This is a genomic window from Streptococcus suis (genome assembly GCF_024509555.1).
In the GTDB taxonomy this organism is placed as follows: Bacteria; Bacillota; Bacilli; order Lactobacillales; family Streptococcaceae; genus Streptococcus; species Streptococcus suis_AD.
Genome location: NZ_JAMWEL010000020.1, coordinates 23,920 through 41,311, shown reverse-complemented (window position 1 = coordinate 41,311; position 17,392 = coordinate 23,920). Strand labels below are relative to the sequence as shown.

Below are 17,392 nucleotides of genomic sequence, written 5' to 3'. Positions count from 1 at the left end.
CGGCGAGATTGGGGAATAGTCAATGGGACGATGGGCTGAGACATAATAAATCCTCCAGTTTGTTTTTTATAACAGTATACCGGAGGAAGGAGTGAGTGGATAGATACCTTGTTATTGGGCGGTTACTATATTTTCAAAAGATATTCAAAAATATATTGAAAATAATGCGAAATTCTTGAAAATATAGGGGGAGAATGCTATACTATTCTTGATATAATTAATATCATATAGTATCTAGAACGAATGCATTATCAATTAATTTGTCATCAAAATTATTTTTTAAAAAATTTGCAATATAAGAAAAAATTCTCCCCTATGAAGATTTTTCGAATTTGTTACAAATTAATTATGATTTTATTTTTAAAATTATACATTTTGATTTCACAGATAGTTGGAATGTTATTTGAACTAGATTTTTATTTTTGTGGAGGTATACATGCAAAAAACAAAGAAAAAGTCTTTCGATTGGTACGGTATGAGACAACATTTCTCAATCCGTAAATATCACTTTGGTGCAGCCAGCGTCTTGCTTGGTATGTCACTTGCTCTAGGTGCAGGGGCACAAGTAGCACAGGCCGAAGCAACAGTAGCTTCATCAGAAGCGACAACAGCAACAATCGCTTCATCTACAGATTCGTCTGCAAGTTCAGAAGCAGTTGTCACTGAAGCAACAGTAGCGTCAACGACTGAAACATTAGTTTCAGCTGCTGAAACTGCAACAAGCTCATCTACAGAAACAGTAGTGAGCACAGAACGTACTGCTACAATCAACTACATCGTTCAGTACGTATTGGAAGATGGTACAGTAGTAAAAGCAGATGTGAAGACAACAACTGTAACTACAACTGAAGCAACAGCTACATCAACTGTAGAAGTAGCTACAGAATTGCCATTAGGTTACGAATTGGCAACTGGCCAAGCAGCAAAAGTTTCTCAAGTAGTAACTGAAAATGGTGAAAACATTGTCACTGTTAAAGTTGTGAAGAAAGCTGAAGAAAAAGCAGCAACAACATCTGAGCCAACTACAACAGCGACTGAAGAAGCAACTACACCTGCAACTGCAACAGTTACTGAAACAGTAAAAACACCTGCTACTGTAGAAGAAGCAAAAGTAGTTCTTGAGCAAGTAACTTCAGAAGCAGAAGTATTGGCAAACGAAGCTGAGCGACTTGTAGCAGCATCGGATAGTGACAACACTGCATTGAAAGCAGCTGCTGCAGCGACTAAATTAACTGCAACAGAAGCGACTGCAGTCTTGAACGATTCAGCAGCAACACTTGAATCTGTTAATGCTCAGATCGATGCTGTCCGTACAAACGTTGAAGCACTTGTACTTGAATTGCGTAAGTTCTTGGGAACAGATGCTATTGAGATTGCTTTGACAACTGTTACTGATCTGAACGATGCAACTAACAGACCTGGTTACTGGACAGAGAATGAAGAAGTTCTCAACAAAGATGCGGCAACGATAACAGCCTCGACAAAAGCTCAAGAGCAACGTATTCCTGCTGGATACGCTGTTGACCCTACAGATGGTCGTATTACGTTCTTGATTTATAGTTTGTCATCCGAAGAAGGAGATGGAGATGACGGAGCTAAAGGTGTAGCTGGAACAAATGATGGTTCTTATAATCTTCGTTACGGGACGGATTACTATATTACCCTTTCAATGGATCGTACTGCCTCTGATGGCGTAATATACGCACGTTTGGTAAGTAAACAAAATGGATTTATTGAAGAAGTAGCAATTCCTGAAAATACTGCTCGTCATCGATTCCAGACTATTGCAAATGGACCGAAAAACCTAGGAACTTTCACTTTCCAGATGTCGTTAACTACGATGCCATTTACGGATTCGACTGGCCAACAAACAAGTGTTAGATATGTGAATATCAGATCTGGCCAAGGTGGTAACGGGATGGGTCAAGTTGCCTATTCACTTTTAACATCTGATACCTCTTCATACAATAGTTATACTGGCTTGGCTCCCTCAATATTACCAGCCCAGGTTACTGACTATCTTGTTAAAAAAACTGAACGACGTCCAGAAGAATTACTTGCAAGTTATACCCATCTAGCTTTGGTTTCTGGTGATTCCTTTACAATTTCTGATGCAGCAGAGTTTGCAAATTATGAATTGATTGAGGCACCAGTAATTAAAGATACGCCAGTTTCAACGAACTATACTGTTGGTACGCCCCTAATTCAATACTTCCCTGGACCTAAGACAGTAAGGGTTATTTATATTACAAAAGAAGATGGTACCGCTCGATTTGTAAACTTTATGATAAACCCTGATCATCCAGATTTTATTGAGAACTTTAAAAACTACGATTCAATGTCAGCTGTAGATTTTGTTACAAATGGTGGGGCAGAGGCATTAGATTTCTCAAGTCGTATTGCGATTATTGATAAATATCTTGCTGAAATTGATGCGGTCAAGGCCGATACTAGTTTATCAAGTGACCAACAAGCTAGTCGTTTGGCAGAACTTCGAGCAAATTATGCTACAGAGATCAACACAGATGATAATAAGTTCTTATTGACATTTGTATCTACTGAGGCAGAGCCGCTTAGTGCCAATGATGGACCAGATGCAGTTACTGGCTTGACAACATGGAATCATACCGTAAAAAATTACTATACAAACAGTAAGCGTGCTACAACAATCGCATATAAAATTAGTCCCAACTTGAATGATCCAATGGTTGACTGGTATCCAGCTGAACCAACTCCATTAGGTACATGGCTTTATAGTAAGACGGAGGTAGATGCTAAAGGAAATCCTATAGTATTTAAAATTCCAGGTATAGATGGAGAAGTTAGAGTTCAAACTAACATCATCGCTATGTTCAACATGTTGGTTGCGAATGAGAACAATCAGCATTACTACTACGCAGAAAAAGGTGGTGTTGATGTTTACTATATCACATCAGATGGCACTGCTCTCACTAACTTCACAGCAGCAGATGGTTCTACGGTTGCAGATAAGAACGTTGTTGTAGATCATGGGGATACAGATGATGCGTATGATACAAAACCTGTTCGCTATGAAAGTCTCAAAGCAGAAGATGGTACTGTTTACTACTATAAAGAAATCGATACAACAACAGCCAATCTTAAACCTGCTTCAAGCAATACTGATACAGAGAAGCGTTTGATTGAAAAGATTGACGCTGAAACAGGTGTTGTAGCACAAGATACACTAAAAGAGTTAACTTACGTTTACGAAAAAGCTGGTAGTGTTATTGTTAAATATGTTGATGAAAATGGGGACCCAATTTCAGGTGTAACTGATGCAGGTACAACAACTGAAAGTGAAGTTGACGATACGAAGAACGGCAAACCAGGTACAACTTATGACACAACAGATTTGAAACCTGAAACAATTACAAAAGCAGACGGTAAAATCTATAAACTCGTTCCAGCAGCGACACAAGGTAACGAAACTGGTAAAGTTGTTGCGGGTGAAACACAAGAAATTACTTATGTTTACAAGTTGGTTGAAGGTGATGTTATCGTACATTACGTCGATACAGAAGGCAACACAATTGCAGACGATGTAACAGACCAAGTTATCACTAAAACAGGTACAGCCTACGACACAACAGATACCAAGCCAAACAAAATCGTTAATGACGAAACAGGTAAAACTTACTATATCTTACCTGAAAATGAAGTTAAAGATGGTTCAGCACCAGAAGTAGGTAAAGTTGTCGAAGGGACAAGTCACGTCACTTATGTCTACCAAGAAGCTGGTAACGTTGTCGTGAACTACATCACTGAAGATGGTAAACCACTCTCAGGTACAACAAATACTGGTGCTACAACAGCAAGCACAGTTGATGATACTAAAGATGGTAAACCAGGTTCAACATACGATACAACTGACTTGAAACCAACTAAAATTACTACTGATGAAGGTAAAACTTATGAGTTGGTTCCAGCATCTACAGTTGGTGATGAAACTGGAACTGTAGAAGCAGGTAAAACAAAAGAAGTCACTTATGTCTACAAAGAAGTGAAAGGTAACGTTGTTGTTAACTATGTAAACACTGATGGCAAAGTTATTGCTTCACAAGTAGATGATACTAAGACAACTTCAACAGGTACAGACTACAACACAACTGACAACAAGCCAGAGAAAATCGTTGAAGATGCTACTGGTGATGTATACTACATCTTACCACAAGACGAAGTACAAGCAGGTTCAGCTCCTGAGACTGGTAAGGTTGTAGAAGGTACAACAGAAGTTACTTATGTTTACCAAAAAGCTGGTAACGTTGTTGTTAACTACATCACCGAAGATGGTACAGTTATCAAAGATCCTGTGAACGATGAAACAAATCAAAAACCAGGTACTGAGTACAACACAACTGATAACAAGCCAACAACTATCACAACTAAAGATGGTAAGACTTACGAGTTGATCCCAGCAGCAACAATCGGTACTGAAGAAGGTACAGTTGAAGCAGGTAAGACAACAGAAGTAACTTATGTCTACAAAGAAGTGAAAGGTTCAGTTGTTGTTAACTACGTAACGACTGACGGAACTGTTATCAAAGATCCTGAGACAGATACACCAGGAACTTCAACAGGTACTCCATACGACACAACTGATAACAAGCCAGAAACAATCACAACTAAAGATGGCAAGACATACAAACTTGTTCCTAAACTTACTCAAGGTTCTGAAACAGGCGATGTTGTTCCAGGTGTGACTCAAGTAACATATGTATACGAAGAAGTGAAAGGTGATGTTGTTGTTAACTACGTAAATACTGATGGTAAAGTAATTGCTACCCAAGTAGTAGATACAAAGACAACATCAACAGGAACAGACTACGATACAAAAGACAACAAACCAGAGAAAATCGTTGAAGATGCGACTGGTGATGTGTACTACTACAAAGAAGTTCAGGCTGGCTCAAACGAAACAGGTAAGGTTGTAGAAGGTACAACAGAAGTTACTTATGTTTACGAAAAAGCTGGTAATGTTGTTGTTAACTACACATTGGCAGATGGTACAGTCATCAAAGATCCAGTTAAGGATGAAACAAATCAAAAACCAGGTAGTCCATACGATACAAAAGATAACAAACCAGAAACGATTACTACTACAGATGGCAAAGTTTACAAACTTGTTCCAACTGCGACTAAAGGTAACGAAACTGGTGACGTTGAAGCAGGTAAGACTATCGAAGTAACGTACATCTACGAAGAAGTTAAATCTGACGTTGTTGTAGAATACTACAACACAGATGGTGAAGTTATTGCTAAGACTGTTGTGGATGAAGATGACAAGTCTGTTGGTACTGTCTACAACACAGATGAAGACCACAAACCAGAGAAAATTACTACTGAAGATGGTACAGTTTACTACTACAAAGAAGTGAAAGATTCTTCTGCACCAACAACTGGTAAAGTAGCAGAAACTACAACAACTGTTCAGTATGTTTACGAAAAAGCTGGTAACGTTGTTGTTAACTACATCACTGAAGATGGTACTGTAATCAAATCTCCAGTTAAGGACGAAGAGAACGCTGAACCAGGTAAGACATACTCAACTGAAGATAACAAACCAACAACTATCACAACTGAAGATGGTAAGACTTACGAGTTGATCCCAACAGCTACAATCGGTACAGAAGAAGGTACAGTTGAAGCAGGTAAGACAACAGAAGTAACTTACGTCTACAAAGAAGTGAAAGGTTCAGTTGTTGTTAACTACGTAACGACTGACGGAACTGTTATCAAAGATCCTGAGACAGATACACCAGAAACTTCAACAGGTACTCCATACGACACAACTGATAACAAGCCAGAAACAATCACAACTAAAGATGGCAAGACATACAAACTTGTTCCTAAACTTACTCAAGGTTCTGAAACAGGCGATGTTGTTCCAGGTGTGACTCAAGTAACTTATGTTTACGAAGAAGTTAAAGGCGATGTTGTTGTTAACTATGTAAATACTGATGGCAAAGTCATTGCTTCACAAGTAGTGGATACGAAGACAACTTCAACAGGTACAGCCTACGACACAACTGATAACAAACCAGCTAAGATCACAGCAGAAGATGGCACAGTATACTACTACAAAGAAGTAGACGCAACTTCGGCTGCTGAAACTGGTAAAGTTGTAGAAGGTACGACTGAAATCACTTACGTTTACGAGCAAGCTGGTTCTGTAACAGTTAACTATGTAACTACTGATGGTACACCTATCAAGACTCCTGTTAAGGATGAAGAAAACGCTGAGCCAGGTAAGACATACTCAACTGAGGACAACAAGCCAACAACCATCACAACTGAAGACGGTAAGACATACAAACTTGTTCCAAACAAGACCACAGGTGAAGAAACTGGAACAGTTACTTCAGGTGAAGATAAGCAAATCACTTACGTTTACGAAGAAGTGAAAGGTAATGTTGTTGTTAACTACGTCGACACTGAAGGTAATGTTATCAAAGCCCCTGTAACAGATACAGCATCTACATCAACAGGTACAGCTTACGATACAACAGATAACAAGCCAGAAACTATCACTACTGAAGATGGTACTGAGTACAAACTTGTTCCAGTATTGACTAAAGGCAATGAGAATGGTTCAGTTGTTGAGGGTACAACTCAAGTAACTTACGTTTACCAAAAAGTAACTCCAGCAGCTAAGACAGGTAACGTTGTGGTTGAGTACTACAATACTGCAGGTAAGAAAATCGCTTCTGATGTTGTAGATACACCAGAAACGACTACTGGAACTGTCTATGAAACATTTGATTTCAAACCAGCATCAATCACTAAAGATGGTGTAACTTACTTCTACAAAGAAGTGAAAGATACATCAGCTGCTGAGAAAGGTACTGTTGTTGAAGGTACTACAACTGTTCAATACGTTTACGAGCCAGCAGGTTCTGTAACAGTTAACTATGTAACAACTGACGGTACAGTAATCAAATCTCCAGTTAAGGATGAAGAGAATGCTAAACCAGGTAAGACATACTCAACTGAAGACAACAAGCCAACTACTATCACTACTGAAGATGGTAAGACATACAAACTTGTTCCAAGCTCAACTACTGGTGAAGAAAATGGATCAGTAACTTCAGGCGAAGACAAGAAAGTAACTTACGTATACGAAGAAGTGAAAGGTGACGTTGTTGTTAACTACATCGACACTGAAGGTAATGTAATCAAAGCCCCTGTAACAGATACAGCATCTACATCAACAGGCACAGCTTACGATACAACAGATAACAAGCCAGAAACTATCACTACTGAAGATGGTACTGAGTACAAACTTGTTCCAGTATTGACTAAAGGCAATGAGAATGGTTCAGTTGTTGAGGGTACAACTCAAGTAACTTACGTTTACCAAAAAGTAACCACTCCAGCTCCAAATCCAAACGGTAGCGTTGTTGTGAACTACGTAAACACTAACGGTGAAACAATTGCAACTTCAGTTAATGATACGACTGACGCTGCTCTTGATACTGCCTACGACACAACTGACTACAAACCAGCTGTTATCACACACAATGGTGTTACATACTTCTACAAAGAAGTGAAAGCTGGCGATAGCGAAACTGGTAAAGTTGTAGAAGGTACTACAGAAGTAACTTACGTCTACGAGCCAGCAGGTTCAGTAACAGTTAACTATGTAACTACAAATGGTACAGTAATCAAATCTCCAGTTAAGGATGAAGAGAACGCTGAACCAGGTAAGACATATACAACTGAAGATAACAAACCATCTACAATCACTACTGAAGATGGTAAGACTTACAAACTTGTTCCAAGCTTGACTACTGGTGAAGAAAATGGATCAGTAACTCCAGGCGAAGACAAGCAAGTGACTTACGTATATGAAGAAGTGAAGGGTAACGTAGTTGTTAACTACATCGACACTGAAGGCAATGTGATTGCTGCTCAAGTAGAAGACACAAGCTCAACTTCAACAGGTACATCTTACGATACAACAGATAACAAACCAACTACAATTACTACAGCTGACGGTTCTGTCTATGAACTTGTTCCAGTATTGACACAAGGTAATGAAAATGGCTCTGTTGTTGAAGGTACAACTCAAGTAACTTACGTATACCGTAAAGTATCTAGCGCAGTTAAATCTCCTGTAACTAACCACGTTGATGAGAATGGTAAGTCTATTTCACCACAAGAAGATGGTACGAAGCCAAATACCTCAATCTCAGGTTATGAGTTTACAGGTAAGACTACTGTTGACAAAGACGGCAATGTAACTCACGTTTACCGTAAAGTAACACCTAAAGGTACAGTTGTTGTGAACTACATCACTGAAGATGGTACAGTTATCTCTAAACCTGTTACAGATACACCATCATCAGATGTAGATACACCATACAACACAACAGATAACAAGCCAGGTACAATCACATTTAATGGTGAAGAATACGAACTTGTTCGTGTTGACGGTACTGAAAATGGTAAAGTTGTCGAAGGTGAAACTGTAGTAACTTACGTATACCGTAAAGTAACACCTGCTAAGAAAGTTGTAACCAAGCACGTTGACGAAAATGGTAACCCAATTGCACCACAAGAAGATGGTACAACACCTAACAAGTCAATCCCAGGTTACGAGTTCACAGGTAAGACAACTACAGATGAAAACGGCAATACAACCCACGTTTACCGTAAAGTATCTCCTAAGGGTACAGTAGTCGTGAACTATGTTACTGAAGATGGTACAGTTATCTCTACTCCAGTAACAGATACACCATCATCAGATGTAGATACACCATACAATACAACCGATAACAAGCCAGGTACAATCACATTTAATGGTGAAGAATACGAACTTGTTCGTGTTGACGGTACTGAAAATGGTAAAGTTGTCGAAGGTGAAACTGTAGTAACTTACGTATACCGTAAAGTAACACCTGCTAAGAAAGTTGTAACCAAGCACGTTGACGAAAATGGTAACCCAATTGCACCACAAGAAGATGGTACAACACCTAACAAGTCAATCCCAGGTTACGAGTTCACAGGTAAGATAACTACAGATGAAAACGGCAATACAACCCACGTATACCGTAAGAAAATTAACGTTGTCATCACTTACGTTGATACAAATGGTGTAGAACTCAAATCATCTGTAGTAGATACAGCAGGTGCTACAATCGGAACATCTTATGATACGAAACAAGGTGACAATGAGTATCCATTGTATATTGTTAAAGGTGATTCGGTTTACAAACGTGTACTTGCTGGTGACTTTACAATTGGTCAAACAACAGAAGATGGTCATTTGGTAAGTTCAGACTCTGCAGAGGGTGCCGTGGCTGCTGGTACAAAAGTTGTAACTTATGTATATGAACTTGTAACACCAGCTAAAACAGTTGTAACTAACCACGTTGATGAAGAAGGTAATGTCATCTCACCAAAAGAAGATGGTACTAAGCCAAATACATCAATCCCTGGTTATGAGTTTACAGGTAAGACTACTGTTGACGAAGATGGCAATGTAACTCACGTTTACCGTAAGGTTAAAGCTGTTGTAACCAACCACGTTGACGAAGATGGAAATATCATCAACCCACAAGAAGATGGTACAACCCCAGACAAGTCAATTCCAGGTTACGAATTTACAGGTAAGACAATTACAGATGAGAATGGTAATACTACTCATATCTATCGTAAGATCCCTGCGAATCCTACAACTCCAGAGCCAGGTCGTCCAGGAACTCCAGTTCCATCAGCTCCTGCTAAACCAGGACAACCAGCAACTCCAAAAGCAGGTAAAGCTCAATTGCCAAACACAGGTGAAACTTCATCTGCGACCGGTGTGCTAGGTGTAGCTATGCTTGTAGCAGCTCTTGCTATTGCAGGAAAGCGTCGTCGCAACGAAGATTAATCTTCAATGAAGAATAGGGAAATTCCTCATATGACGAAAAATCATTAGAAAAAACGTTCCAGAGTCAGAGATTGACTTTGGAACGTTTTTTAGCATTGACTTATACAGGTTGTTACTATTTCTTGTGATTTTACATAATTAATGTTACGTAAAGTTATAATTTATCCAGAGCATTTTTTTGCTCATCGTTGACGATATGGGTATAGAGGTCAGTAACCTGGGTATTGGCGTGACCCAGTTGATGACTGACCAGAACTTGCGACTTAGTGGCGTCGTAGAGACGAGTTGCCAAGGTATGACGGAGTTTGTGGGGGGTCACCCGTATCTTGAAGTCCGCAGAATACTTGGCCACCATTTTCTCAATAGAAGAAGCGTCGATGCGATTAGGCAGACCACGGTACTCAGACAGGAAAAAGGCCGTATCCGTTTTTTCAGCCTTGTAGCGTTGCTGGCGAATGCCCATGTAGGCTTCTAAGTAAGGCTTAGCAAATCCTGCCACATTGACTGAGTCCCGCTTGCCACCTTTACGCGTTACCTCAATCATCATCATCTTGAGGTTGACATCACGGAGGTCCAGATTGACCGCCTCAGACAGACGAACACCAGATGCCAAGAGAAGTGCCAAAATCGCCAAGTCCCGTTCCTTATTTTTTTGGAAGGAGGAGAGGGCACGTTTGGAGAGATTGACCTGGTATTCCTTGTCCACATAGTCCAAAAACTCCATAGTTTCATCGCCTAAAAAGAGCTTTTGCTTGATGTTCTCTGCCCGCGCTGCCAAGGTTTCCTTCTTCTTCTTAGTAGACACCTTTTTCATGACATTGCGGTAGAAGTAGGGCTCGCCCAGCTCATTTTCCACTTCTTCGGTTAAATACTTGAAGAGACTAGAAAGGGCCGAGAGGGTACGGTTAATGGTGGTCTGTGACACACCATTCTGCGTGGTATTGGCGTTCAGTAAGGGACGCTCCCGCAGATAAAGAATGAAGGCTTCCATATCTTTTTTGGTCAAATGTTCCAGAATATCCAACGGAATGTCAGCAATCCGTTCCACAGATACCAAATCCGAATCCTGTAACCATTCAAAAAAACGACGGTATTCTTTCAAGTATTCATATAAGGTTGTGAAACTGTAAGGCACAGACAATTTTGACTGATAATATTCTAGAACAAACCAAGGCATAATTTCTTTCAGCTGATCAATTTTTTCCAATAATAACTCGCGTCTCATCATTTTCTCCTGATTTTAGTTTACTAGTTTGAAAAGTACAAAATAATACCCCTTAGAAAATCCAGTTTTTCCAAGAATAAGGTACATTTTTTGAGAAAAATATTTTTCAGTTATGACTATAAGTAGTATAGCATAACCTTATATAAGTTTCAAGAAAATTATAGTTTTTCGGAAAGATGTCTGTAGGGAAATTTAGTTAATAAAAAATATGATATAATACAAACAAATACGAAAGGATGTTTTATGTTAGATTTTGTTCCTGTCAGTCCTGATAATTGGCGAGTTCCGTTATTTGTTTCTCCTGACCAAGCGGAGTTTGTCGCCGATAAGGTAACGACCTTGGCACGTGGCTTTGCTTATAGAATGTTTGATAGCCAGGCTTATTTGATTTACCAGCAAGATTGTCCTATTGGCTTGATTTTATATCATGATTTTCCTGAACGACAAGCCTATCTCATCTCTGAATTCTTTATTGATGCGAATTATCAGCGACAAGGTTTGGGTCGTCAGGCTATGACACAGTTACTGGAAAAATTCCGCTCAGAAAGAAAATTTTCAGCTGTCCAGCTCTGCATTTTATCCCAAAACACCCCAGCCAAAGCCTTGTATCAATCACTTGGCTTTGTTGAAACTGGCGAATATGATGAAGACGAGATTGTATTGCGATTAGAATTCTAAAGAAAGTTTACAAAAAATAAATTATGTAAACTATATTAACTTCTTTGACTGAGCTGCAGGATTAAATCCATAGCTGTTTTTCGATTTCGGAAATATAGTTTTATTCCACTCGATTTTAAGCGTTTTGTAAAGGCGCTTTGGCTCAGTTTCATTTTCTCAGCAATCGGTTTTTGCTTAAATTCTTCTTGATAAATTGTATTGCTGATTAAGAATTCAAACAAGTCTGTTTGTGAACTATTCCAAGTAGCTTTGATAAAATCACTTGAAGTAAGTAAAGGATTGATGACACGGTCGATTTGCTTGTATTCAGAAGAAAATGCAATTTTGCTGGTGCCATAGTCATGGTTGCCATGAATGAAGTCAATAGCCTTGCGTGCTTCCCAATAAGCTGGACCATCTGCTCCAATACTTAGCTTGGGATCTATAGCTGTTAGAATCTCACCCAAACCAATTCCAAATCTAATCTCCACCTCATCACGAAAGGCTAGTTGGATTTGGTCAATCATCAAAAAAATATACGGGTTAGGCTTGCATAGGGCTTGAAATTCATCTCCCTTTGTAAGGGTAAATGGTGATGCGAAGTCCTGAGCGAAGGAATGATTGATACTATTCAGCTGCTGTTTTAGACGTTCTATAGTATTCGAACGGTTGGAAACCTGTTTTGAATGGATAATATTTCCTATTAGTGCGATATAGTTCATGATGTGTCCTTTAATTAGTGCTTATTTCTATTATAAGAGATAGTAGCTAAAATGTCTAATAAAATAGATATTCTATCTTTTTTCCGTTAAAACGGAAATTTTAGCGGTCGAAAATCACTCATGTTTTCAATACTACTCCTATTTTCTATTGCTGCAACTTTATCACTTCGAACTAAAAAGTAAAAAGAAGAGATTATTTTCTCTTCTTTTTGGCTTTCTTGATTTTATTGGCTTGGCGCTTCATGGCTTGTTTCATGGCAAATTCACCAATTTTACCTTTCAAACCGCCTCCAAACATTTGGGACATGTCTGGCATACCAGCTCCTCCCATCAGTTGGCTCATATCAGGCATTCCTGCACCGCCCATCATATCTTCAAGAGCAGACATATCCATGCCGTTCATGTTTGGCATATTCTTCGGAAGATTATTTGGGTTGATTCCCATTTGTTTCATCATTTTGTTCATGTCGCCGGACATGACACCCTGCATCATGGTTTTCGCTTGGTTGAAATCCTTGATAAATTTATTGACTTCGACAAAGCTATTTCCAGAACCGTTAGCAATACGACGACGACGGCTCGGTGTCAACAAATCAGGATTTTCTCGTTCGGCTGGTGTCATAGAAGATACGATAGCTCGTTTTCGTGCAATTTCACGCTCGTCAACTTTCAAGTTGGCAAGGGCCGGATTACCAGCCATACCTGGAATCATCTTCAGCAGGTCTTCCATTGGTCCCATATTCTGAACTTGGTCCAGCTGAGCAATGAAATCGTTGAAATCAAAGGTATTCTCACGCATTTTTTCAGCGAGTTCTAGTGATTTCTTCTCGTCGTACTCTTTGCTTGCCTTCTCAATCAAGGTCAGCATGTCACCCATGCCCAGAATACGAGAGGACATACGGTCTGGATGGAAGGTTTCGATGTCGGTGATTTTTTCACCAGTACCGGTGAATTTGATTGGCTGACCAGTGATGTGGCGGACAGACAGGGCAGCACCACCACGAGTATCACCGTCAATCTTGGTCAAAATCACACCAGTGATAGCCAGTTGATCATTGAACTCACGCGCAACGTTGGCAGCTTCCTGACCAATCATAGCATCGACGACCAAGAGGATTTCGTTTGGCTGAGCAAACTCTTTGATTTCTCTCAATTCGGCCATAAGGGCTTGGTCAATCTGCAAACGACCGGCCGTATCAATCAAGACATAGTCATTATGATTAGCTTTGGCTTGTTCTAAACCTTGGCGTACAATCTCCAGTGCAGGGACTTGATTGCCCAACTCGAATACAGGTACATCAATTTGTTGACCAAGGGTCTTCAACTGGTCAATGGCAGCTGGACGATAAATATCGGCAGCAATCAAGAGTGGACGAGCATTTTCTTCCTGCTTGAGTTTATTGGCCAACTTACCTGTGAAGGTCGTTTTACCAGCCCCCTGCAAACCAGCCATCATAATGATAGTTGGAATTTTTGGTGATTTGATAATTTCTGAAGTTTCAGAACCCAAAACAGCCGTCAATTCTTCATCAACGATTTTGATGATTTGTTGAGCAGGGTTCAGGGTTTCAATGACTTCATGACCAATAGCACGTTCACGTACCTTCTTGATAAAGTCTTTTACAACTGGAAGAGCAACGTCAGCCTCTAGCAAGGCTAGGCGAATTTCCTTGGTTGCTTCCTGAATATCACTCTCTGAAATTTTTCCCTTACGACGCAGATTTTTAAAGACACTCTGCAAACGTTCTGTTAAGCTTTCAAATGCCATTTTCTTCTCCTCTTACTCTCTATTATCAATACTGGTTAGAATAGCGATTTTTTCCTTCAAATAAGCATCCTCAGGATACTTATTCAGCATCTCATCGAAAATCTGACTACGCACTACATAATCTGAATACATATGTAGCTTCATCTCATAGTCTTCCAGTAATTTTTCTGTTCGTTTAATGTTATCATAGACCGCCTGACGGCTAACTTGAAATTCCTCAGCAATCTCAGCCAAGCTATAATCGTCCGCATAATACAGCTCAATGTAGTTCATTTGCTTGTCTGTTAGTAAGGCAGCATAGAATTCAAATAAGGCGTTCATTCGGTTGGTTTTTTCAATTTCCATAAACTTTATTATATCAAAAATTCCGTCTTAAATAAATAGAAACATCTGCTTCACACTTAGCAAACAGATGTTTTTTACATAATTTATATTACGTTATACAATCAGTCGTAGATGTACTAATTATTCTCCAGATAAAACTCGAATCGTTCACCAACATACTGGCTATTGACATACTCAAAGGCTTGACCGTCTTCCAGATAAGAAACCTGTCTTAAAGCTAGAATAGCTTGATTTTTCGAAATTTCTAAATATTTGGCAACCTTCTCATTAGCCAGTCTGGCAAAAATGGTTTGTTTACTTGTTCCGATCCGATAGCCATTATCAATAAGGGTTTTGAAGAAATGATTGGTCACATCTTCCTTGGGAACGTTCTTAATCAAGCGTTCCGGAATGCTGGCTACCTCATATACCACAGGGACATTATCAGCATAGCGAACCCGCTCCATCCGAATAACGTATTCTCCCTTACCTAAAGCAAGCTGTTCAACTTCTTTCTCATTGGGTTTGGTACGAGTATAAGACAACAACTGACTGCTCGGCATTTTCCCTTGGAGTTGTACCAATTCAGTAAAAGAGGTTGTTCCACGCATCTTTTCTTGGACCCGAGTGCTTGCCACATAGGTTCCTGAACCCACCTTACGTTGAAGTACCCCTTCTTCGACCAGTAGGGTAATGCCCTGGCGCAAGGTCATCCGTGAAACGCCAAACTCGTCAGCCAAATCGCGCTCACTGGGTAAGCGTTGTCCAACTGCCCAAACTCCCTGGTCAATCTGTTCTTTTAGTTTATCATGAATGGTAATATATGCTGCTTTCATCTGATTAGCCTTTCTTACTCCTAGTTTATCAAAATATCCGAAATTTGACCAATCTAGACCGATTTTTATCTGCAAAAACTTTCTAGACAAACAATCATCTGAATTTACCTATAACAAAATCAGTAAAAACCAGAAAAAAACGAACGCTGTTTTTTCAAAAATCTACCATAGTTTGCAAAACATATATTTGACAAATATAGTTTGGAAAATGTTCGTTTTTATGATAAAATAAGTAACAGTATTTGAATTATTTTCAAAACGAAAGGGAAAAACATGACAAAACAAGATGTCCAAAAAATTATTGTATTGGATTATGGTAGCCAGTACAATCAGCTCATCTCACGCCGCATTCGTGAGTTTGGTGTCTTTTCTGAATTGAAAAATCACAAGATTACTGCTGAAGAAGTTCGTGCCATCAATCCGATTGGTATCGTTCTCTCTGGTGGTCCAAACTCTGTTTACGCTGAGAATGCCTTTGATATAGATCCAGAAATCTTTGAATTGGGTATCCCAGTTCTAGGGATTTGTTACGGTATGCAGTTGATTACGCACAAGTTAGGTGGTAAGGTTGTGCCTGCTGGCGAGGCTGGAAACCGTGAATATGGTCAATCAAATCTCCAATTGAAAGCTGAATCAGCCTTATTTGCAAACACACCTGAAGAGCAATTGGTTCTTATGAGCCATGGTGATGCCGTAACGGAAATTCCTGAAGGTTTCCACTTGGTTGGTCTATCTGCTGATTGTCCTTTTGCAGCTATTGAAAACACTGAACGCCGTATCTACGGTATCCAATTCCACCCAGAAGTTCGTCATTCGGTATATGGCAATGACATTTTGAAAAACTTTGCTTTTGGTATCTGTGGAGCCAAGGGCGACTGGACCATGGAAAACTTCATTGAAACTGAGATCGAAAAAATCCGCCAAACAGTTGGCGACAAGAAAGTCTTGCTTGGTTTGTCAGGCGGTGTAGATTCATCAGTTGTTGGTGTCCTTCTTCAACGTGCTATCGGAGATCAATTGACTTGTATCTTCGTTGACCACGGTCTTCTACGTAAGAATGAAGGTGATCAAGTTATGGAGATGTTGGGCGGCAAGTTCGGTCTAAATATCATTCGCGTTGATGCTGCTAAGCGTTTCCTAGACCTACTTGCTGGCGTATCTGACCCTGAGAAGAAACGCAAAATCATTGGTAATGAATTTGTTTACGTCTTCGACGATGAGGCGAGCAAGTTGACGGATGTTGAGTTCTTGGCGCAAGGTACTCTTTATACTGATATCATCGAGTCTGGTACCGATACGGCTGAGACCATCAAGTCCCACCACAACGTTGGAGGTCTTCCTGAAGATATGCAGTTCAAGTTGATTGAGCCGCTTAACACTCTCTTCAAGGATGAGGTGCGTGCCCTCGGTACTGCTCTTGGTATGCCTGAGGAAGTTGTATGGCGCCAACCATTCCCAGGACCAGGTCTTGCTATTCGTGTTATGGGTGAAATTACCGAAGAAAAACTTCAAACTGTTCGTGAATCTGATGCTATCTTGCGTGAGGAAATTGCCAAAGCAGGTCTTGACCGCGATGTTTGGCAATATTTCACAGTCAATACTGGCGTTCGCTCCGTAGGTGTCATGGGTGATGGTCGTACATACGACTACACTATCGCTATCCGTGCTATCACTTCTGTTGATGGAATGACTGCTGATTTCGCAAAACTACCATGGGAAGTCCTACAAAAAATCTCTGTCCGCATCGTAAACGAAGTTGACCACGTCAACCGCATCGTCTACGATATCACAAGTAAACCACCAGCAACAGTTGAGTGGGAATAATATATAAGAGTAACTTTGGCTAAGAATCCTTGATTTAACAGCATTTTGCCTATTATAAAAAGTGTTAAAATGAGATAAATACATTTGGATTGTCTCCAAAGTGTCTCCAAAGAAGCTCTAAAATGAGCTTCTTTTTTCTATTAT

The 17,392-nt window shown here is 39.8% G+C and carries 8 protein-coding genes; 3 read left to right on the top strand and 5 right to left on the bottom strand.

Annotation, left to right across the window (positions count from 1 at the left end; genetic code table 11):
• Positions 1–436: 436 nt before the first annotated feature.
• On the top strand, positions 437–9,892 hold the full coding sequence (locus NF418_RS08510) for a MucBP domain-containing protein (RefSeq protein ID WP_256779225.1): 9,456 nt from the start codon (positions 437–439) through the stop codon (positions 9,890–9,892).
• Between the two features lie 154 nt (positions 9,893–10,046).
• Here NF418_RS08510 and xerS read toward each other — a convergent pair whose 3' ends face one another.
• On the bottom strand, positions 10,047–11,117 hold the full coding sequence (xerS, locus tag NF418_RS08505; RefSeq protein WP_256779224.1) for a tyrosine recombinase XerS: 1,071 nt from the start codon (positions 11,115–11,117) through the stop codon (positions 10,047–10,049).
• A gap of 243 nt (positions 11,118–11,360) precedes the next feature.
• On the opposite strand from xerS, the gene NF418_RS08500 reads away from it, so the two are divergent.
• Positions 11,361–11,795: a GNAT family N-acetyltransferase gene (locus NF418_RS08500; RefSeq protein ID WP_256779223.1), complete on the top strand. Its 435-nt coding sequence runs from the start codon at positions 11,361–11,363 to the stop codon at positions 11,793–11,795.
• A 35-nt stretch (positions 11,796–11,830) separates the two neighbouring features.
• Here the strand turns inward: NF418_RS08500 and NF418_RS08495 are convergent, their stop codons facing one another.
• The 4 genes from NF418_RS08495 to NF418_RS08480 form a co-directional block, all read right to left on the bottom strand.
• The gene (locus NF418_RS08495) at positions 11,831–12,496 is read right to left on the bottom strand and encodes a SatD family protein (protein WP_256779222.1); all 666 of its coding nucleotides are present in this window, start codon (positions 12,494–12,496) and stop codon (positions 11,831–11,833) included.
• 193 nt (positions 12,497–12,689) lie between these two features.
• A complete protein-coding gene (ffh, locus tag NF418_RS08490) occupies positions 12,690–14,264 on the bottom strand; it encodes a signal recognition particle protein (RefSeq protein WP_256779221.1) in 1,575 nt (524 codons plus the stop codon).
• 12 nt (positions 14,265–14,276) lie between these two features.
• A complete protein-coding gene (locus NF418_RS08485) occupies positions 14,277–14,609 on the bottom strand; it encodes a putative DNA-binding protein (protein WP_014735854.1) in 333 nt (110 codons plus the stop codon).
• A 116-nt stretch (positions 14,610–14,725) separates the two neighbouring features.
• The gene (locus NF418_RS08480) at positions 14,726–15,424 is read right to left on the bottom strand and encodes a GntR family transcriptional regulator (protein WP_256779219.1); all 699 of its coding nucleotides are present in this window, start codon (positions 15,422–15,424) and stop codon (positions 14,726–14,728) included.
• A 273-nt stretch (positions 15,425–15,697) separates the two neighbouring features.
• Between NF418_RS08480 and guaA the strand changes: the two genes are divergently transcribed.
• On the top strand, positions 15,698–17,248 hold the full coding sequence (gene guaA, locus NF418_RS08475; protein WP_256779217.1) for a glutamine-hydrolyzing GMP synthase: 1,551 nt from the start codon (positions 15,698–15,700) through the stop codon (positions 17,246–17,248).
• Positions 17,249–17,392 lie beyond the last annotated feature (144 nt).

Excerpts from the sequence above, each read along its gene's own strand:
- NF418_RS08500 (WP_256779223.1), top strand. The coding sequence starts at position 11,361 with ATGTTAGATTTTGTTCCTGTCAGTCCTGATAATTGGCGAGTTCCGTTA.
- NF418_RS08480 (WP_256779219.1), bottom strand. The coding sequence starts at position 15,424 with ATGAAAGCAGCATATATTACCATTCATGATAAACTAAAAGAACAGATT.
- NF418_RS08495 (WP_256779222.1), bottom strand. The coding sequence starts at position 12,496 with ATGAACTATATCGCACTAATAGGAAATATTATCCATTCAAAACAGGTT.
- xerS (WP_256779224.1), bottom strand. The coding sequence starts at position 11,117 with ATGAGACGCGAGTTATTATTGGAAAAAATTGATCAGCTGAAAGAAATT.
- NF418_RS08485 (WP_014735854.1), bottom strand. The coding sequence starts at position 14,609 with ATGGAAATTGAAAAAACCAACCGAATGAACGCCTTATTTGAATTCTAT.
- ffh (WP_256779221.1), bottom strand. The coding sequence starts at position 14,264 with ATGGCATTTGAAAGCTTAACAGAACGTTTGCAGAGTGTCTTTAAAAAT.
- guaA (WP_256779217.1), top strand. The coding sequence starts at position 15,698 with ATGACAAAACAAGATGTCCAAAAAATTATTGTATTGGATTATGGTAGC.
- NF418_RS08510 (WP_256779225.1), top strand. The coding sequence starts at position 437 with ATGCAAAAAACAAAGAAAAAGTCTTTCGATTGGTACGGTATGAGACAA.